The following is an 18393-nucleotide window of genomic DNA, read 5'->3' as shown; positions in this document are numbered from 1 at the left end:
GGAGGGTATCCCTAAACTGTCTTAATCAGCAAGTTTTATCAAAACTCGTAGACTAAGCCGAGCGCCACGGTGTTGTCTGTATTAGGATTCGATGGGTTGCCATCTTTTAGCAGATTGATTTTGTAGTCAACATACGCGGACATATTTTTATTGAAGTAGTAATAGGAACCCACATCAATATATTTCACAAGGTCGAACGAACCCAGTCCATTAACATCATTGGCTCTGGATTGCAGGAACGCCAGTGACGGGCGTAAGCCATTATCAAATTGATATTGCCCTACCATTTCCCAGTTATCGGTTTTATGTGCAAAGCCGCCCAATGTATCGCCCATATAGGTCATATCATAAGTACGGGTATAGTTTGCCGCCAGGTAAATATTATTGGCATCATACTTCACGCCGCCAGTCCAGGCTTCAGCGCGGTCGCCATTGTCGTATTTATCTTGCGTCATCTGATCAAGCGTGCGTTTGGAACTGGTATAGGCTGCCCCCAGGCTCACCCCCATGCCCAAATCATATGTCGCTGATGCCCCGAAACCATCGCCATTCTGGTACGCGATACTTTTTCTGGCATTATTACTTAAAGGATCGCCTTCTTTCGACAGGCCGTCATTTTTACCCTGATACTGCAAGGCAATATTCAGACCATCAACCAGACCAAAGAAATCATTATTGCGATAAGTCAGAACGCCATTCGCGCGTCCGGTCATAAAATTATCGGAAGCTTCATACGAATCATTACCAAATTCAGGCAGTACGTCAGTCCATGAACCAATGTCGTATAACACGCCATAGTTACGACCATAATCAACAGACCCCATATCGGCAAATGACAAACCAGCAAAACCGAGACGCGTCCAGCTTTGCGGGGAACCGCTGGAGTCACCATCTTCCGGACGATTGGCGTTGACCTGATACTCCCACTGTCCAAAACCGGTTAGTTGATCGGTAATTTGAGTCTCGCCTTTAATACCCATACGGATATAAGATTGATCGCCATCCGTACTATGATTACTGGAAAAATAATGCAGGCCGTCAACCTTGCCATACAAATCCAGTTTATTGCCATCCTTGTTATAGATTTCTGCTGCGTTGGCGGCTCCAGCCATCATCACGGCTGCGGCTACCGCAGATAACACCACTACTTTTTTCATTTTATATGCCTTATTTGTCTTATTTTTGGACTTTCCGCAAAACCTGCTCGCGGAACTGTCCAGGACAATATCACTAACAATTACCGTGCGTTAAGTTTCAAAGTGTAATATTAGCTTGCTATGTATTAGTGATGTTAAAATGCAAGTTAAGCATGGCTACATCAATGATATGCCCTGTTTTCTGCTGTAATAACAAGGGGGTTACCCGTAGAGAACTGGCTTACGGTCGGGGATGCCAGGGCGAGAATGGCACTGAACACTCGGCTGACATTCGTTAAGACGGAATCATAATCAAGTCAGTTGAGGCCCAGCCCTTCTTATTTTTGTGTATAATTTGTTACGTTTACATTTATTTTTAAATTAGCGTTATGAAAATATCAGTACTGCGGAAATAGCACTTCTTCGCTTCGTGTATTTTTACCATAGTTAATTATCACATAGCGCAAACGGCCATTTGTGTATCACTATTCATAAGATTAACTATTTACCAGCGGTAATAAATACAAAAACAAATCAAGGGACAACAACAATACTGAAACTCTAAATGTTGATATTTTGAGTCATGCCGTTACAAACAAATACGATATTCTTAATTGCACTACTCCCTTTTCGGGGTAATTTTATAGAAGGATGTTTTTATAATCGTTCATGTCCACACGCCCAGTATGCTAAACGGCGCAAGGGTAAACTTAATACCCAGCATTGTGTACCAGGGCAGCATGATAATAACGGCGATAGAAAGAAGAAAGTTAAGGAGTAGTCGTGAAAAGATTTTAGATAACACGGAACCATGCCAGACAAATATCAGGCGAATCCAGTGCTGTTGCGGTCTAACGATCATGATTATCTTCAGCAGGTGAAAAAGCACTGTCATTAAACGTGATCCAGATCAAGGTTGCAAGCTTCTGGTGATACACGGATCCCCTGCTCGGCTGAACTTTTTTTTGCACGGTGCTGACAGGCGTTGAAGAAAAACAACTGAATGTATGTTGTAACTAAAAAGACGCTTCAGCGCATGAGATATATGATGGTCAACGGCTGCTATCAGTGGTATAGGGTGATTTATCGGGGAAAGCGTCAGCAACGACGCGCTGCCCTACCGCTGATTCATTTGTATGACCAGCCAGTAATGGATAACGCTGACAATATACTGTTGCTGCGCTTCGCTCAGCGGTTCTCCCTGAGGTATCTGGTGCCACTTCGCCAGGCACCCGCGACAGCAGGTTGCCGTCGCATGTTGCGCGATAAATACCGGATGGCCCCGCATCGGCGTTTGCTTACCATCATTCGCCGGGTGCGCTGGCGCCAGTCGCTGGGCGATAAAATCGGCGGCGTGTTTATCAATTACCTCCGCGCCTTTATCCCAGCAATATTGTCTTTCTTTTATCCCGAGACGAAAACGCGAACGAAATGTCGATCGCGCCAGGCGGGCAAAGAGCGGTTCAAGCGCATTCATCAGTATACCGAACGTCCTAACGTTTGTGTTAATTGTTCAAGCGCGGCGATACCTGCCAGAGAGTTTCCCGCAGGATCCAGCTCCGGACTCCAGACGGCAATCGCCATTTCATGCGGCACAATGGCGACAATACCGCCGCCCACACCGGATTTAGCGGGCAATCCCACCCGCCAGGCAAACTCTCCGGCATTCTGATACATACCGCTGGTCGCCATTAGCGCATTAATCTGCCGGGCCTGCATGGGGGTAACTACCGGCTCGTCGAGATGAAACGCCTCGCCCTGATTCGCCAGAAAGACAAACGTCCTCGCCAGTTCCATGCAGCTCATTTTCAACGCGCAGTAGTGGAAGTAATTTTGCAACACGGTAGGCACATCATGATGAAAATTACCGAATGATTTCATCAGCCAGGCAATCGCGGCGTTACGGGCGGAATGCTCAAATTCAGAGCGCGCGACCGTAGCGTCATACGTAATATCCGATACGCCGCAAAGCGCGCGCACAACTTCCAGCATCCGCTGACGCGGCGCGCTAAGCCGCCCTTGCAACATGTCGCATACCACCAGCGCGCCCGCATTAATAAATGGATTACGCGGAATGCCTTGTTCCATCTCTAACTGAACCAACGAATTGAACGGCGAGCCGGAAGGATCTTTTCCGACGCGCTGCCAGATCTCCTCTTCCGGATAATGACGCATCGCCACCACCAGACTAAGCACTTTCGAAATAGACTGAATAGAGAAGCGTTCGTGCGCATCGCCCGCCTGATAATGCTGCCCGTCCACGGTACAAATCGCTATCCCCAGCTTTGAACCTTCGACGGACGCTAATGCCGGAATATAGTCAGCGACTTTGCCCTGGCCAATGAGGGGGCGAACGCGCTGTAAAATCGTCTCTAAAATTGCATTATCCATGGCCCTGGCCACAACATGCTCCTTGCTCGCAGGTCTGAAAAGGCCTGCGAGTATAGCAGAGGGCGCCACGCGACGTCAGGGCGATTAGACGCGGTTCTTCCAGACGGTCTGCACATTACAAAATTCGTGTAAACCAAAGTGCGAAAGCTCGCGACCGAAGCCGCTTTTCTTCACCCCGCCGAATGCCACACGCGCATCACTGGCGCTGTACCCATTAATGAATACCCCGCCGCACTCAAGACACGCCGCCATCTCTGCGGCCAGCGTATCGTCGGCGGTAAAGATCGTCGCCGACAGGCCAAACTCACTGTCATTCGCCAGCGCGAGAGCGTGCGCCGCATCTTTTGCAACGGTAATGGCGGCAACAGGCCCAAAAAGTTCCTGACGAAATGCCGTCATGTCAGGTGTGACATCCGCCAGAACGGTCGCGGCATAATAGTTGCCCTCCCCGGCGATTTTCTCGCCGCCCAACAGTAGCCGTGCGCCTTCGGCGACGGAAGCCTGCACCTGTTGATGGAGTTCATCACGCAAATCAAAGCGCGCCATCGGTCCCAGGTCATTCTCTTCAACCAGAGGATCACCCATCTTTAATGCTGCGGCAGCCGCCACAAAACGATCGGTAAACGCCTGCGCAATGCCCTCTTCGACAATAAAACGTTTGGCGGCGGCGCAGACTTGTCCGGTGTTTTGATAGCGTCCGGCAACTGCGGCTTTTACCGCCAGCTCGAGATCGGCATCATTGAGTACAATAAACGGATCCGAGCCACCCAGTTCCAGTACGCACTTTTTCAGCGCCGCCCCAGCCTGAGCGCCAATCGCCGCGCCGGCGCGCACGCTACCGGTCACCGTCACCGCCGCGATTCGCGGATCGTTAATCATCTGACTCACGCCCTCATTATTGGCGTTCACCCATCCATAGACGCCAGCTGGAGTACCGGCTTCCGTCAAGATTCGGGCTATCATCTGCGCGCAACCCGTGACATTGGGCGCATGTTTTAACAAGTAGCTATTCCCCGCCAACAGTATCGGCACTGCCCCGCGTAACACCTGCCATAAAGGAAAATTCCACGGCATTATCGCCAGGATGACGCCTAGCGGACGGTATTCAATCACCGCCTGCTGATTTTCTACCAGCGTAGGCTCAGGATTCAGCATTGCCGGGCCATGTTCCGCATACCAGTCGCATAACGCGGCGGATTTCGTCACTTCCGCACGCGCCTGCTTTATGGGTTTACCCATTTCACGCGTAATACATTGCGCCATCTCTTCTGCATGAGCGCGAAGCGCCTGACCAATATCGCGTAATGTTTGCGCCCGTTGCGCTACCGATGTCATTTTCCACTTTTTGAAACCGCTCGCCGCCAGACTCAGCGCATGTTCAATCTCTTGCGCGTTAGCCCAGGGCATTGCCGCCAGCGTCTGGCCGGTCGCAGGATTCACGGATAACGCCTGTGTTGCAGTCATCATGGTCATGTTCTTTCTCTCGTTATCAGGGGAGTTGTACCATCATGACGCCCTTTACCCTTTCTGAAAAATGAATAATATTAACCAGACTATTCACGAATTGAGAAAACCATGGACCTGACGCAACTGGAAATGTTTAACGCTGTCGCTCTGACGGGCAGCATTACGCAGGCGGCGGCAAAAGTACACCGCGTTCCGTCCAACCTGACCACGCGTATCCGCCAGCTTGAAGCCGACCTGGGCGTCTCTCTGTTTATTCGCGAAAACCAGCGACTCAGGCTGTCACCAGCCGGGCATAACTTTTTACGTTACAGCCAGCAGATCCTGGCGCTGGTCGATGAAGCCCGCATGGTGGTTGCCGGAGAGGAACCGCAAGGACTGTTTTCACTCGGCGCGTTAGAAAGTACTGCCGCCGTACGTATCCCCGCGCTGCTGGCGGGTTATAACCAGCGTTACCCTAAAATTCAGTTCGCGTTAACGACCGGTCCTTCCGGCGCCATGCTGGATGGCGTGCTCGAAGGAAAGCTGAACGCCGCCTTTATTGATGGCCCGCTAATGCATCCGGGGCTGGAAGGTATACCGGTTTACCAGGAAGAGATGATGATCGTCGCACCACACGGCCATTCCGTCGTTTCGCGGGCCAGCGAGGTGAATGGTTGTAACATCTATGCTTTTCGCGCCAACTGTTCTTACCGACGGCATTTCGAAAACTGGTTTCATGCCGATGGCGCGACTCCAGGTACGATTCACGAAATGGAGTCATATCATGGAATGTTGGCATGCGTAATTGCCGGCGCAGGTATTGCGCTGATGCCAGCAAGTATGCTCAACAGTATGCCAGGACATCATCAGGTTGAGGCCTGGCCGTTGGCGGAGAAGTGGCGCTGGCTTAGCACATGGCTAATGTGGCGGCGCGGGGCAATGACGCGCCAGCTTGAGGCCTTTATCGAGTTACTTAACGCCCAACTGGCGAGCGTCGACTGAAGACGAAACGGCCTGCGAAGTAAATGAGAAGCAGGTCACAAAATGATTGTCTTTTCGCCAGTAAACGTTTTAAGATCGCGGCCTCACCTTCTCGCAACTAACCCGAAATATTTTTATGACTATCAATCCAGTTTCCCGCAAGGTCGCGTGGCTACGGGTAGTTACGCTTGCTATTGCCGCTTTTATTTTCAATACCACAGAATTTGTGCCGGTTGGTTTGCTGTCAGACATTGCTGAAAGCTTTCATATGCAAACCGCGCAGGTCGGCATCATGCTAACCATTTACGCCTGGGTAGTTGCCGTCATGTCGCTGCCTTTTATGCTTCTTACCAGTCAAATGGAGCGGCGTAAGCTACTCATTTGCCTGTTTGTTTTGTTTATTGCCAGCCATGTGCTCTCCTTCCTGGCATGGAACTTTACCGTGCTGGTCATTAGCCGTACTGGCATCGCTTTCGCCCACGCTATTTTCTGGTCGATAACCGCCTCGCTGGCGATCCGCCTGGCCCCTGCCGGGAAACGCGCGCAGGCATTAAGTCTGATAGCGACCGGCACCGCGTTGGCCATGGTGCTTGGGCTGCCGATAGGTCGCGTTGTTGGTCAGTATTTTGGCTGGCGCACCACCTTTTTTGCCATCGGCATGGGCGCATTAATGACGCTGTTATGTCTGATTAAGCTTCTACCGAAATTGCCGAGCGAGCATTCCGGCTCACTAAAAAGTTTACCTTTGCTATTCCGACGCCCGGCGCTGATGAGCCTCTATGTACTGACCGTCGTTGTGGTGACTGCGCATTACACAGCTTATAGCTATATTGAACCGTTCGTTCAGAATGTCGCCGGGCTCAGTGCGAATTTTGCTACCGTCCTGTTACTGATCCTCGGCGGCGCCGGGATCATCGGCAGCCTCGTGTTTGGTAAACTGGGTAATCGCCATGCCTCGTCGCTCGTCAGTATCGCTATTGCCCTGCTGGTTGTCTGTCTGCTTCTGCTGCTGCCTGCGGCGGATAGCGAAGCGCATCTGGCCATACTGAGCATTTTCTGGGGCATCGCGATTATGGTGATAGGGCTCGGTATGCAGGTGAAAGTACTGGCGCTGGCCCCGGACGCGACCGATGTCGCAATGGCGCTATTTTCAGGCATCTTTAATATTGGTATTGGCGCTGGCGCGCTGGTAGGCAATCAGGTGAGTTTGCACTGGTCAATGTCGGCCATCGGCTATATTGGCACCATACCCGCCTGTGCCGCACTGGTATGGGCTGTGCTCATATTCCGCAAATGGCCAGTGACGCTGGAAGAACAACCGCATTAATACATTCGTCTGCCGGGAACAGGTTTCCGGCAGACGAAAAATACGCCTTAGTGGTACGTTTTAATAATTTCCAACACGCCGTTGATAATAAATTGCACGCCCATACACACCAGCAGGAATCCCATTAAGCGGGAAATCGCTTCAATCCCCCCTTTACCCACCAGCCGCATAATAGCGCCAGAACTGCGTAAACATCCCCACAGAATCACCGCCACGGCAAGAAAAATAATCGGCGGCGCGACCATAATGACCCAGTCGGGAAACTCACCGCCATGACGTACCGTGGAAGCGGAACTGATGATCATTGCGATGGTCCCCGGTCCTGCGGTGCTTGGCATAGCCAGTGGAACAAACGCAATATTGGCCGTCGGTTCGTCGGCCAGTTCCTCCGATTTGCTTTTCGCTTCCGGCGACTCATGCGCCTTCTGCTGCGGGAAAAGCATTCTGAAGCCGATAAACGCCACGATTAACCCCCCGGCGATCCGTAGCCCAGGGATCGAAATACCGAAGGTGTTCATGACTAACTGCCCGGCATAGTACGCCACCATCATAATAGCGAAGACATAAACCGAAGCCATATAGGACTGCCGGTTGCGTTCCGCACTATTCATATTGCCCGCAAGGCCAAGAAACAGCGCCACGGTGGTCAGCGGATTGGCTAACGGGAGCAGTACGACCAGCCCCAATCCAATCGCTTTAAACAAATCCATCATAATACTATCTCTTACCCATCAGCGTTTCATGAACCGGAAGTATAAAGTGAAATTGCCCAGGCGCGCCATTTCGCCAGTGTACAAGTTAATGTCCTCCACAACCTATAACTTGTAATTATCAATTAGTTACAGGTTATCACAGCACAATACCCCGGACGCCTTTTAGCAAATCGTGGCATCGGCCAATCCATTTAGTTGACTTATACTTGCCTGGACAATAGTATCTGGCGAAATTAATTACTTGCCGGGGCAACTATTTTGAAAAGCACCAGTGATCTGTTCAATGAAATCATTCCGCTGGGTCGCTTGATCTACATGGTAAATCAAAAAAAAGATCGCCTGTTAAATAACTATTTATCCCCGCTGGATATCACCGCAACACAGTTTAAAGTGCTTTGCTCGATACGCTGCGCGGGATGTATTACCCCGGTTGAACTTAAAAAAGTGCTGTCTGTCGATCTCGGCGCATTGACGCGGATGCTCGACCGCCTGCTGTGCAAAGGCTGGATCGAAAGACTGCCGAATCCTAATGACAAACGCGGCGTACTGGTGAAGCTAACGCCGGACGGCGCGGCAATTTGTGAGCAATGTCATCAACGACCAGGGCAAGACCTGCATCAGGAATTAACAAAAAACTTAACGGCGGACGAAGTGGCAACGCTTGAGTATTTGCTCAAGAAAATTCTGCCGTAGACAAAAAAGAGGTATGACGATGTCCAGACGCAACACTGACGCTATTACTATTCATAGCATTTTGGACTGGATCGAGGATAACCTGGAGTCGCCGCTCTCACTGGAAAAAGTGTCTGAGCGTTCAGGATATTCCAAATGGCACCTGCAACGGATGTTTAAAAAAGAGACCGGTCATTCATTAGGCCAATACATCCGCAGCCGTAAAATGACGGAAATCGCGCAAAAATTAAAAGAGAGCAACGAGCCCATTCTCTATCTGGCGGAACGCTATGGCTTTGAGTCACAGCAAACATTGACCCGGACGTTCAAAAACTATTTTGATGTGCCGCCACACAAATACCGGATCACCAATATGCATGGCGAATCACGGTATATGCTGCCGCTGAACCATGGCAACTGCTAGTTTGTTTATGCGCCACGCGAAGAGCACCATGAAAATGCTGTTTCCCGCCCTGCCGGGTCTGTTACTTATCGCCTCCGGATATGGCCTCGCAGAACAAACTTTGTTACTTGTGGCGCAAAATAGCCGCGATGTGATGCTTCTGCCCTGTGTGGGCGATCCGCCAAATGACCTTCACCCTGTGAGCGTGAACAGCGATAAGTCAGACGAATTAGGCGTGCCCTATTATAACGACCAACACCTTTAACCTCTTTGCCCCGTTTAACGGGGCATTTTTTTAGTACCGTCTGGCTATGACGAGTTCGTCGCTATCACCTCACGAATGCCTCATCCCCTGACGCGCGTAGTACGGCGCACACGAAATCCAAACACATTGATATAGAGTCCAGCCATAATCAGTACTGCGCCCGCAAGCTGCATCGCGGTCAACGTTTCCCCGAGTAACACTGCGGCGCTCGCCAGCCCGACTACCGGCACCAGCAATGATAACGGCGCCACGCGCCAGGTCTCATAGCGCCCCAGTAACGCGCCCCAGATGCCGTAGCCAAGTATAGTGGCGACAAAAGCCAGATAAAGCAGAGACAATATTGTCGTCATATCAATGGTAATAAGGCTTTGCGTAATGTGATCCGCCCCCTCCAGTAGCAGCGATGACAGCAGGAACGGCAGGATCGGGATCAGCGCGCTCCAGATCACCAGCGACATCACCGCCGGGCGCGGGCTATGTTGCAAAATTTTTTTATTAAAGATATTGCCGCAGGCCCAGCTAAATGCCGCCGCCAGAGTCAGCATAAATCCCGACATCGCTATATGCTGCCCGTTGAGACTGGCTTCAATCAATACCAGTACGCCTATAATCGCCAGGGCGATCCCCGCCAACTGCTTACGTTGTAACCGCTCGCTAAAAACAAACGCCCCTAATGCCATGGTAAAAAAGGCCTGCGCCTGTAATACCAACGACGCCAGTCCTGCGGGCATACCAAACTTTATCGCGCAAAAGAGAAAGGCGAACTGCCCAAAGCTTATCGTCAGGCCATAGCCCAGCAACAGCGTAAGCGGGACTTTAGGCCGGGAGACAAAGAAAATTGCCGGAAACGCCACCAGTAAAAATCGTAATCCTGCCAGCAATAATGGCGGCATATGGTGCAGGCCTACTTTGATGACAACAAAATTGAGCCCCCATACGACAACCACCAGTAACGCCAAAAAACCGTCTTTACGCGACATCATCGGCCCCTGTCATTATTAAAATTTTGTAAAAAGGTAAGTTATCGGAAATTAGTGCGCCATAACAGGACTTTTCTTTTTACCGTGAGCATGGCATTGAACAATACACGATGGGCAAAATTCTGCGTTATGGTATGTTAAGACTACGCTATAGCGCATAGACATCATGCTTTTGCGGGCACGGTAGATTAAAACGTCCCGATACGTAACCTCCATTTCAGGCAGGAAAAATGAATCCAGGATTGAGACGTTCGACGTTGGCTCTACTCGCCTCATCGCTGTTGTTGACGATTGGACGCGGGGCCACGCTCCCCTTTATGACCATCTATCTTAACCGTCAGTACGGTTTAGGCGTGGATCTGATTGGCTACGCGCTGACCAGCGCGTTAACGATTGGCGTCATTTTTAGTCTTGGCTTTGGAATTCTGGCGGACAAGTTTGATAAAAAGCGCTACATGCTACTCGCGATTATCGCCTTCGCCTGCGGATTTATCGCCATCCCAATGGTACATAATGTCGTACTGGTTGTCCTGCTTTTTGCGCTTATTAACTGCGCCTATTCGGTTTTTTCTACCGTCCTGAAGGCCTGGTTCGCTGATAACCTCACCGCGACAACAAAAACACGGATTTTTTCGCTCAATTATACCGTACTCAATATCGGCTGGACGGTTGGCCCGCCGCTCGGCACGCTGCTGGTGATGCAAAGCATCAATTTACCCTTCTGGCTTGCCGCTATCTGTTCCGCATTTCCGCTGGTCTTTATTCAGGTATGGGTGACACGATCGGTTGCCGCCAGCGAGGGGAAAAATGCCGCTATCTGGTCTCCCTCCGTTCTGCTGCGCGACAAAGCATTATTGTGGTTTACGCTTTCGGCATTTCTGGCCTCCTTTGTGGGGGGCACCTTTGCGTCCTGTATTTCACAGTACGTTATGGTCGTTGCCGATAGCGGCTTCGCGGAAAAAGTGGTAGCCGTCGTCCTGCCGGTTAATGCGGTTATTGTGGTCAGTTTGCAATACGCCGTGGGCCGCCGACTTACCGCCATCAATATTCGACCAATGATGACGACCGGCACCGTCTTTTTTATCGCCGGGCTCATCGGATTTATTTTTTCAGGCGACAATCTGCTTTTTTGGGGGCTTTCAGCGGCAATATTCACGATTGGCGAAATTATTTATGCCCCCGGCGAATATATGTTAATTGACAACATTGCGCCTGCCGGGATGAAAGCCAGCTATTTTTCAGCGCAATCGCTGGGCTGGCTGGGTGCGGCGGTAAACCCGCTGGCCAGCGGCGTCATCCTGACGACGCTTCCCGCCTGGTCGCTTTTCGTTGTCCTGATAATCGCCATTGTGTTCGCCTGGGCACTGATGGTAAAAGGAATGCGGATTCCCCCTACGCAACAGGCTATCACCTGTTAATTATCTACAGCCAGTGATGTGCGCCGTTTCTGGCGCACCGGGTTACCCCTATATATTGCAGGCTAATTATCTGCTGTCACTGCGGTAATTCAGGAATATTCCTGGGTACTGACGAAAATATTCTAATGCTTTACCCTTCCAGTAAAATAAATACGCAATTCAGACTTTGCTTAAGTATAAATTAGTACTATAGTCTGTACGAGGTTTTTTAAAAAAGAGGATGCACGCTAAAATAAGGAGAAACGAGATGTTAGGCAGTATTAACCTTTTTATCGTTGTATTAGGAATTATTTTATTTTCCGGATTTCTGGCCGCCTGGTTCAGTCACAAATGGGATGATTAATGAACGGAGATAATCCCTCGCAGAGCCGGCCCCTTGCTGCATCGTTGCACAAGGGGCCGCTTTTGTCTGGATGGCAGGCAAAAAAAACCGCCGGTTCACCAGCGGTAAATGCTTGCATGGATAGATTTGTGTTTTGCTTATACGCTACCGGGCAAATTCTTGCGAGGATAACGGATCGCTAATGACTGTAGCACCGTCAATATCAATGAAGCTTAAACGATACGCAACCAGGCCTGAATAAGACATTATGGGACCTTTTGTCCCCCAGGCGTTTTTACAAGACTCATGGTATCAGGCCAGCCGCGTACCCTGTATGGCTGACCTGGAGATTGCCGGTTAGCGCGCGTTATTTTTGCAGCCGGTTCACGCGAACAAGCGGTTCCTTCGCTTTCTTGTCCAGACTACCGTTAATGTTGATCATTTGATCCGGCTGAACTTCCCGTCCATCAAATACGGCGGAAGGAATTATCACGTTAATCTCGCCGGATTTATCACGAAATACATAGCGATCGTCGCCTTTATGATCAATAAGGTTGCCGCGCAGCGAAACGGTCGCGCCATCATGCAGGGTTTTCGCCTGTTCGATGGTCATTTTTTCTGCATCATCCGTACCGCGATAACCATCCTCAATAGCATGAGGCGGCGGCGGTGCCACGTCTTTTTTTAATCCCCCTTGATCATCCGCTAGCGCGTAAGGCATTATCAGAAAACTTAAAAATGCAGCCACCTGTAGTTTCATGCTCTCTCCTTAATAACGTCTATTTGACGTATTAAGTCTGGCCGCTATTTTTAGTTTTTACAAACATGAATTTACCCGCAGAATATTAAGCAATAAAATCAACCCATCCGGATTAATATGCAACCGATATCAGCGCCGGTGAGCGCGAAAGCGTAACGGCGTAATAGTTAACTTGCCACATAGCTGAAGTCATATGCATCAACGTCTGGATAGCAATTCAGAATAATCGGCTTTATTTTTTGAGGATAACGGCCTTACGCATAATCAATGACAGTTATCGCCGCAGGAGAATAATCATTCACTGACAATGTCATAAAATAAATATGCCATACTTGAAAAGAACGAACAGATTTCTTTTGTCTCTGGTAACGGAAAAATAAACGATGAGATTAGAACAGCACGATATTGTCACCCTTGATGAAGCCGAATCCGTCGATAGCCTGACAAAAAAACTTGGTGATTTACTGGTTAACCAGAAACTCCGTCTGACCACTGCAGAATCCTGCACTGGCGGGAAACTGGCTTCAGCATTATGCGCAGCAGAAGATACGCCCTCATTTTACGGTGTAGGCTATGTCACCTTTACTGATGAAGCCAAAGCAAAAATTTTACGCGTACAACGCCACAGTCTTGCCGAACATACCGCCGTCAGCGAAGCGGTCGTTACTGAAATGGCACAGGGCGCTAAGGATCAGGCTGAGGTCAATATCAGCATAGCGATCAGCGGCTATGGCGGGCCGGAAGGCGGCGAAGATGGCACGCCGGCGGGCACCGTTTGGTTTGCCTGGAATATTAACAATACGGCTTTTACAAGCCGACAACATTTCAACGGAGATTGTCAGGAAGTATTAGAAAAATGTGTACGCTTCGCCCTCGCTGAATTGCTTTTTCTGTTAACGAAGAAAGCATAAACAATAATTTCATCTGACCAGCAAGAATAACTCCCGGTCAGAATAAAAAATGCGAGCCTATGGCCCGCATCGTATGCGCAATATTTCAGAATATATTCAAGAAATATCAGGAGTAAAATTAATTGCCGGATTTCCGTCCGCCACTGTGGCTATTCTGGCCACCTTTTTTACCCGCTTCAGATGCACGCTGTGGGTCGTTTTTAAAGTTCCCACCGCTATGCTGGCCGCCTTTACGACCTGCTTCTGAGGCTTTTTCTTTATCTTCTGCAAAGTTACCGGAACCGCCGCGATGTTCTGCCATAATATAATCCTCATGATAATGTTGCGTTTTAAATATGATATGCCTTCTCATATCATGTGATACAGTTCTAAATTTAGTCGCCTTGTGCGCAGTGTCAAATTCATTTCTGCATTATTTACATAATGCCGTCGCATGGCGGAAAATATATTTTTTTGAAAATATTAATAGCGAAACGGTAATAAATATTTGGCAATCAAGCCACCACGGTAAAATAAGTGCAGGATTCATTTTCAGGCGGTTGTTCAACAATGCTGAACAACCGTATCAGCTTAGAGCCTATCCCACCAGGCGTTATTGGCGCAGCCAGTTTGGGCACGGACAGCGCGCTAAAACCGGAGCGTACACGTAGTACGTGAGGTTTGACTCGCTACGCTCGCCCTTCGGGCCGCCGCTAGCGGCGTTCAAAACGCTAACGCGTTTTGGCGAGCACTGCCCAGGTCCAAAATGGCAAGTAAAATAGCCCTAATGGGATAGGCTCTTAGTGATCGAGCCCACGATATTGCAACATGGGGTCAATATGCGGTTCATGTCCACGCCAGGCTGAATAAAGCGTTTCTAAATCAGTACTATTCCCCCGGGAAAGGATAGCATCACGAAAACGCTGCCCGTTTTCACGCGTCAGGCCGCCCTGCTCTACAAACCATTGATAACCGTCATCCGCTAACATTTGCGTCCACAGGTAGGCGTAGTATCCCGCTGCGTAGCCGCCGCCGAAGATATGGGCAAAATAACTGCTGCGATAGCGGGGCGGCACTGCCGGTAAATCAAGATGCTCGGCGGCCAGCGCCTGCTGCTCGAACTCAGCGACAGACTGCTCTGCTACGCTCTCCTCCAGCATATGCCAGCGCATATCCAGCAATGCGGCGCCGAGCAATTCAGTCATATCGTAACCTTTATTAAATAAACTCGCCTTGCGCATTCTTTCCTGTAAATCAGCAGGCATTTTTTCACCGCTGTCGACATGACGCGCGTAGCGTTCGAACACACGTGGATGGCTCGCCCAATGCTCATTAATCTGGGAGGGAAACTCGACAAAGTCGCGGGGCGTATTGGTACCTGAAAGCGTGGCATAACGCTGGACGGCAAACAAACCATGTAACGTATGACCAAACTCATGGAAGAGCGTAATAACGTCGTCCCAAAGCAGTAATGCAGGCTGCCCATCAACAGGTTTCTGATAGTTACAAACATTGTATATAACGGGCCGGGTTTCATTGAGTGTGGATTGCTCGACAAAATTCCCCATCCACGCGCCGCCGCTTTTCGAGTCCCGCGCGAAGAAGTCGCCATAAAATAACGCCATGCCGACACCATTGGAGTCGAAAATCTCCCACACCCGAACATCAGGGTGGTACACCGGAATGTCAAAACGCTCGACGAAGGTGATGCCGAATAGCTGGTTGGCGGTCCAGAAAACCCCCTCTTGCAACACCGTATTTAAGGCAAAATAGGGCTTCAGTTGCGCTTCATCTAACGCATATTTTTCCCGCCGTACCTGTTCGGCATAGAACATCCAGTCCCAGGCCTGAACGGTGTAGCCGCCCTGCTCACCATCAATGACGTTCTGAATTTCCGCCTGTTCATTGAGTACACGCTGACGCGCTGGCGGCACAATGCCACGCATAAAGCTCAGTGCGGCTTGCGGCGTTTTCGCCATCTGATCGGCCATTTTCCATGCGGCATAATTGGGGAAACCCAGCAGTTTTGCCTGACAGCGACGAATCTCTACCAGACGCTGAACGATAGCGCGGGTATCGTGGGCATCTCCTTTTTCCGCCCGAGTCCATGACGCTGCGAATAAATTTTCGCGGGTCTGGCGATCGCGCAGCGTAGCAAGCGCAGGCTGTTGCGTCGTATTAAGGAGCGGAATGAACCAGCGCTCCTCCAGGCCTTTTTCACGCGCCGCTTCAGCAGCGACGGTCATTTCTTCCGGGCTTAATCCTGCCAGGCAATGCGCGTCATCGACCGCCAGCCCGCCCGCTTTACTTGCCGCCAGCAGACGCTGATTAAACTGACTCATTAAGGTCGCGGATTCAGTATTCAATACCTTCAGTCGCGCTTTATCCTCTTCGGCAAGCTGCGCGCCTGCCAACACAAAACGCTGATGGATCACATCGACCAACCGTAGCGACTCATCATCCAGCCCCAGTGAGTGACGCTGTTGCCAGACGGCATCCACGCGAGCGAATAACGCGCTATTCAGATAAATATCGTTGGAGAGCGCCGCCAGCTCGGCAGAAAAGGCCTCATCCAACCGCTGGAGTTCATCGTTAGTGTGCGCGGCCGTCATCGCGAAAAAAACGCTGGTGACGCGTGACAGAAGCGCCCCGCTTTGCTCCAGCGCCAGAAGCGTATTCGTAAAGTCAGGGGCCGCCGGATGATTGACGATGGCCTCGATTTCCACGCGTTTTTGCCGCACGCCCTCATCAAAAGCAGGACGATAATGGCAATCTTTGATCCGATCAAAACGCGGTGCCTGATAGGGCAACATACTCTGGTCTAACAAAGGATTCGTCGACATTTTTCACTCCTGAAAATAGGTTGATCATAAGAGTAAGCTTCCCCCTATGCTGACCGCAACCGTGTTAACCAGGATTACCCTTTCATAAACGCCGCGTGCTATGGTAATACAACACAAAAAGCGTTGAGGAACTGTGTGATGATCGTTTTAGTAACTGGAGCAACTGCAGGGTTTGGCGAGTGCATTGCACGCCGTTTTGTTGAGAATGGACATAAAGTCATTGCCACGGGACGTCGTCATGAACGCCTGCAAGCGTTAAAAGATGAGCTTGGCGAGAACGTATTGACCGCCCAACTGGACGTGCGCAACCGCGCGGCCATCGAAGAGATGATGGCCTCTCTGCCTGCGCAGTGGCGCGATATTGATGTGCTGGTCAATAACGCCGGTCTGGCGCTGGGTCTTGAACCAGCGCATAAAGCCAGCGTAGAAGACTGGGAAACTATGATCGATACTAATAATAAAGGCTTAATTTATATGACCCGCGCCGTGCTGCCAGGAATGGTCGAACGTAATCGCGGTCATATCATTAACATCGGTTCGACCGCCGGCAGTTGGCCTTATGCTGGTGGCAATGTCTATGGCGCGACGAAAGCCTTTGTGCGCCAGTTTAGCCTGAATTTGCGCACGGATTTACACGGCACGGCGGTTCGCGTGACCGACATTGAACCGGGTCTGGTTGGCGGTACCGAGTTTTCCAGCGTCCGTTTCAAAGGCGACGATGAGAAAGCGGGTAAAACCTACGAAAATACCACCGCGCTCACGCCAGAAGACATTACCGAAGCGGTATGGTGGGTGGCCACACTCCCCGCGCATGTGAATATTAATACCGTTGAAATGATGCCTGTTACCCAATCCTTCGCAGGGCTCAGCGTCCACCGTAGCTAAGGGGTTATACCCGGTCTGCGGGCCGGGTAATCCCTGGCAAACGTATCTGCAACCAAGAACATGATCGGTATAGACCACCACGGAAAAGTGGTAGAGTATCCGGGTCAACCGCCTAAAAAGTAAGAATGAATGACCGTCGAAACGCAGCTTAACCCTACACAGCCTGTCAACCAGCAAATTTACCGTATTCTTCGGCGTGATATCGTGCATTGTCTGATCCCGCCTGGCACACCGCTATCAGAAAAAGAGGTCTCAACCCGTTTTAACGTTTCGCGTCAACCGGTACGCGAGGCTTTTATAAAGCTGGCGGAAAATGGGTTGATTCAGATCCGCCCTCAGCGCGGTAGTTATGTGAATAAGATTTCGCTTTCTCAGGTACAGAATGGCTGCTTTGTTCGGCAGGCTATCGAATGCGCGGTGGTCCGCCGTGCGGCGGCGATGATCACCGACAACCAGTGCTATCAACTGGCGCAAAACCTGCACCTGCAACATATTGCCATCGAGCGCAAACAGATTGATGATTTTTTCCAGCTTGATGACGATTTCCACCAAAAGCTGGCGCAGATCGCCGATTGCCAGTTAGCGTGGGATACCATTGAAAATATCAAAGCGACAATCGACCGGGTTCGCTATATGAGTCTGGATCATGTTTCTCCGCCGGAGATGTTGTTGCGCCAGCACCATGATATTTTCTCCGCGCTGGAAAATCGTGACGGCAATGCGGTTGAGAGCGCAATGACCCAGCATTTGCAGGAAATTAGCGAATCCGTTCAGCTTATCCGTCAGGAAAACAGCGGCTGGTTTAGCGAAGAGTAACTCCCTTTAACGTCGGGGTGAGACGCCTTCTCCGCTTTCTCACCCTGCACATTCCCGCCTAAAAAGCCGTGAGCTTGATCAAAAACAAAAAAAATCCGTAACGATAAGCGTATTTATATGTCGCCCGTCATGCGGGGAAACCTGC

19 protein-coding genes and 1 pseudogene are annotated in these 18393 nt (G+C 50.4%); 10 read left to right on the top strand and 10 right to left on the bottom strand.

From position 1 onward, the window contains the following. Positions 1–38 precede the first annotated feature (38 nt). From ompC to sad, 5 genes and pseudogenes are all read right to left on the bottom strand, one after another. Complete coding sequence (gene ompC, locus ACLD11_RS02625; protein WP_411014504.1) at positions 39–1157, bottom strand: porin OmpC; 1119 nt, start codon at positions 1155–1157, stop codon at positions 39–41. Positions 1158–1812: 655 nt separating this feature from the next. Beyond that, positions 1813–1998 (bottom strand): annotated as a pseudogene (locus tag ACLD11_RS02620) (bestrophin family ion channel); the annotation flags it as partial. A gap of 255 nt (positions 1999–2253) precedes the next feature. Beyond that, entirely contained in the window at positions 2254–2613 is a 360-nt protein-coding gene (locus ACLD11_RS02615) for a DUF4186 domain-containing protein (protein WP_000992449.1), read from the bottom strand. Continuing rightward, positions 2613–3539, bottom strand: coding sequence for a glutaminase B (gene glsB, locus ACLD11_RS02610; protein ID WP_000090081.1), 927 nt, complete (start codon positions 3537–3539; stop codon positions 2613–2615). The genes ACLD11_RS02615 and glsB overlap by 1 nt, the downstream gene beginning before the upstream one ends. Before the next feature lie 72 nt (positions 3540–3611). Then, complete coding sequence (gene sad, locus ACLD11_RS02605) at positions 3612–5000, bottom strand: succinate-semialdehyde dehydrogenase (protein WP_411014503.1); 1389 nt, start codon at positions 4998–5000, stop codon at positions 3612–3614. Positions 5001–5102: 102 nt separating this feature from the next. Between sad and ptrR the strand changes: the two genes are divergently transcribed. Both ptrR and ACLD11_RS02595 read left to right on the top strand, forming a co-directional pair. Continuing rightward, positions 5103–5975 (top strand): putrescine utilization regulator PtrR, encoded by an 873-nt coding sequence (ptrR, locus tag ACLD11_RS02600; protein WP_079965524.1) that lies wholly within the window; start codon positions 5103–5105, stop codon positions 5973–5975. A gap of 115 nt (positions 5976–6090) precedes the next feature. Beyond that, on the top strand, positions 6091–7281 hold the full coding sequence (locus ACLD11_RS02595; RefSeq protein ID WP_411014502.1) for a sugar transporter: 1191 nt from the start codon (positions 6091–6093) through the stop codon (positions 7279–7281). 47 nt (positions 7282–7328) lie between these two features. On the opposite strand, the gene ACLD11_RS02590 is transcribed toward ACLD11_RS02595, so the two are convergent. Beyond that, entirely contained in the window at positions 7329–7994 is a 666-nt protein-coding gene (locus tag ACLD11_RS02590; RefSeq protein WP_000968968.1) for a MarC family NAAT transporter, read from the bottom strand. Between the two features lie 258 nt (positions 7995–8252). Here ACLD11_RS02590 and marR point away from each other — a divergent pair, with 258 nt between their 5' ends. Genes marR through marB form a run of 3 tightly spaced genes read left to right on the top strand, consistent with a single transcriptional unit; the run spans position 8253 to position 9334 of the window. After that, positions 8253–8687 carry a multiple antibiotic resistance transcriptional regulator MarR gene (gene marR, locus ACLD11_RS02585; protein ID WP_000843434.1) on the top strand — a complete coding sequence of 145 codons (435 nt, stop codon included), beginning with the start codon at positions 8253–8255 and terminating at the stop codon, positions 8685–8687. 19 nt (positions 8688–8706) lie between these two features. Next, a complete protein-coding gene (gene marA, locus ACLD11_RS02580) occupies positions 8707–9090 on the top strand; it encodes an MDR efflux pump AcrAB transcriptional activator MarA (protein WP_000091193.1) in 384 nt (127 codons plus the stop codon). 28 nt (positions 9091–9118) lie between these two features. After that, entirely contained in the window at positions 9119–9334 is a 216-nt protein-coding gene (marB, locus tag ACLD11_RS02575; protein WP_411014501.1) for a multiple antibiotic resistance protein MarB, read from the top strand. A gap of 80 nt (positions 9335–9414) precedes the next feature. Here marB and eamA read toward each other — a convergent pair whose 3' ends face one another. Then, positions 9415–10317: an O-acetylserine/cysteine exporter gene (eamA, locus tag ACLD11_RS02570; RefSeq protein ID WP_411014500.1), complete on the bottom strand. Its 903-nt coding sequence runs from the start codon at positions 10315–10317 to the stop codon at positions 9415–9417. 227 nt (positions 10318–10544) lie between these two features. On the opposite strand from eamA, the gene ydeE reads away from it, so the two are divergent. Together ydeE and mgtS are read left to right on the top strand one after the other, a co-directional pair. After that, entirely contained in the window at positions 10545–11732 is a 1188-nt protein-coding gene (ydeE, locus tag ACLD11_RS02565; protein WP_411014499.1) for an efflux MFS transporter YdeE, read from the top strand. A gap of 247 nt (positions 11733–11979) precedes the next feature. Next, entirely contained in the window at positions 11980–12075 is a 96-nt protein-coding gene (mgtS, locus tag ACLD11_RS02560; RefSeq protein ID WP_000901531.1) for a protein MgtS, read from the top strand. Positions 12076–12421: 346 nt separating this feature from the next. Here the strand turns inward: mgtS and ACLD11_RS02555 are convergent, their stop codons facing one another. Next, on the bottom strand, positions 12422–12814 hold the full coding sequence (locus tag ACLD11_RS02555; protein WP_000776348.1) for a YdeI family stress tolerance OB fold protein: 393 nt from the start codon (positions 12812–12814) through the stop codon (positions 12422–12424). 383 nt (positions 12815–13197) lie between these two features. On the opposite strand from ACLD11_RS02555, the gene ACLD11_RS02550 reads away from it, so the two are divergent. Next, positions 13198–13725 carry a 2-oxo-tetronate isomerase gene (locus ACLD11_RS02550; RefSeq protein WP_411014498.1) on the top strand — a complete coding sequence of 176 codons (528 nt, stop codon included), beginning with the start codon at positions 13198–13200 and terminating at the stop codon, positions 13723–13725. A 118-nt stretch (positions 13726–13843) separates the two neighbouring features. Here ACLD11_RS02550 and ACLD11_RS02545 read toward each other — a convergent pair whose 3' ends face one another. Continuing rightward, positions 13844–14026, bottom strand: coding sequence for a general stress protein (locus ACLD11_RS02545; protein ID WP_000807642.1), 183 nt, complete (start codon positions 14024–14026; stop codon positions 13844–13846). A gap of 478 nt (positions 14027–14504) precedes the next feature. After that, complete coding sequence (gene dcp, locus ACLD11_RS02540; protein WP_411014497.1) at positions 14505–16547, bottom strand: peptidyl-dipeptidase Dcp; 2043 nt, start codon at positions 16545–16547, stop codon at positions 14505–14507. 138 nt (positions 16548–16685) lie between these two features. Between dcp and ydfG the strand changes: the two genes are divergently transcribed. Together ydfG and ACLD11_RS02530 are read left to right on the top strand one after the other, a co-directional pair. Then, entirely contained in the window at positions 16686–17432 is a 747-nt protein-coding gene (ydfG, locus tag ACLD11_RS02535) for a bifunctional NADP-dependent 3-hydroxy acid dehydrogenase/3-hydroxypropionate dehydrogenase YdfG (RefSeq protein WP_000636564.1), read from the top strand. 129 nt (positions 17433–17561) lie between these two features. After that, complete coding sequence (locus ACLD11_RS02530; RefSeq protein WP_000215563.1) at positions 17562–18248, top strand: GntR family transcriptional regulator; 687 nt, start codon at positions 17562–17564, stop codon at positions 18246–18248. The last annotated feature ends 145 nt before the right edge of the window (positions 18249–18393 follow it).

The sequence above is a fragment of the Salmonella sp. 741265116_PST genome, assembly GCF_046567715.1.
Classification (GTDB): domain Bacteria; phylum Pseudomonadota; class Gammaproteobacteria; order Enterobacterales; family Enterobacteriaceae; genus Salmonella; species Salmonella enterica.
Note: the sequence above shows the minus strand (reverse complement) of the source record. Positions and strands in the feature narration are given on the sequence as shown.

Bases quoted from the DNA above. Each gene is read 5' to 3' on its own strand.
- sad (WP_411014503.1), bottom strand. From the start codon at position 5,000: ATGACCATGATGACTGCAACACAGGCGTTATCCGTGAATCCTGCGACC.
- ompC (WP_411014504.1), bottom strand. From the start codon at position 1,157: ATGAAAAAAGTAGTGGTGTTATCTGCGGTAGCCGCAGCCGTGATGATG.
- ACLD11_RS02590 (WP_000968968.1), bottom strand. From the start codon at position 7,994: ATGATGGATTTGTTTAAAGCGATTGGATTGGGGCTGGTCGTACTGCTC.
- ACLD11_RS02545 (WP_000807642.1), bottom strand. From the start codon at position 14,026: ATGGCAGAACATCGCGGCGGTTCCGGTAACTTTGCAGAAGATAAAGAA.
- ACLD11_RS02595 (WP_411014502.1), top strand. From the start codon at position 6,091: ATGACTATCAATCCAGTTTCCCGCAAGGTCGCGTGGCTACGGGTAGTT.
- ptrR (WP_079965524.1), top strand. From the start codon at position 5,103: ATGGACCTGACGCAACTGGAAATGTTTAACGCTGTCGCTCTGACGGGC.
- eamA (WP_411014500.1), bottom strand. From the start codon at position 10,317: ATGATGTCGCGTAAAGACGGTTTTTTGGCGTTACTGGTGGTTGTCGTA.
- marB (WP_411014501.1), top strand. From the start codon at position 9,119: ATGAAAATGCTGTTTCCCGCCCTGCCGGGTCTGTTACTTATCGCCTCC.
- ACLD11_RS02530 (WP_000215563.1), top strand. From the start codon at position 17,562: ATGACCGTCGAAACGCAGCTTAACCCTACACAGCCTGTCAACCAGCAA.
- marA (WP_000091193.1), top strand. From the start codon at position 8,707: ATGTCCAGACGCAACACTGACGCTATTACTATTCATAGCATTTTGGAC.
- mgtS (WP_000901531.1), top strand. From the start codon at position 11,980: ATGTTAGGCAGTATTAACCTTTTTATCGTTGTATTAGGAATTATTTTA.
- ydfG (WP_000636564.1), top strand. From the start codon at position 16,686: ATGATCGTTTTAGTAACTGGAGCAACTGCAGGGTTTGGCGAGTGCATT.
- ACLD11_RS02615 (WP_000992449.1), bottom strand. From the start codon at position 2,613: ATGAATGCGCTTGAACCGCTCTTTGCCCGCCTGGCGCGATCGACATTT.
- dcp (WP_411014497.1), bottom strand. From the start codon at position 16,547: ATGTCGACGAATCCTTTGTTAGACCAGAGTATGTTGCCCTATCAGGCA.
- ACLD11_RS02550 (WP_411014498.1), top strand. From the start codon at position 13,198: ATGAGATTAGAACAGCACGATATTGTCACCCTTGATGAAGCCGAATCC.
- ACLD11_RS02555 (WP_000776348.1), bottom strand. From the start codon at position 12,814: ATGAAACTACAGGTGGCTGCATTTTTAAGTTTTCTGATAATGCCTTAC.
- ydeE (WP_411014499.1), top strand. From the start codon at position 10,545: ATGAATCCAGGATTGAGACGTTCGACGTTGGCTCTACTCGCCTCATCG.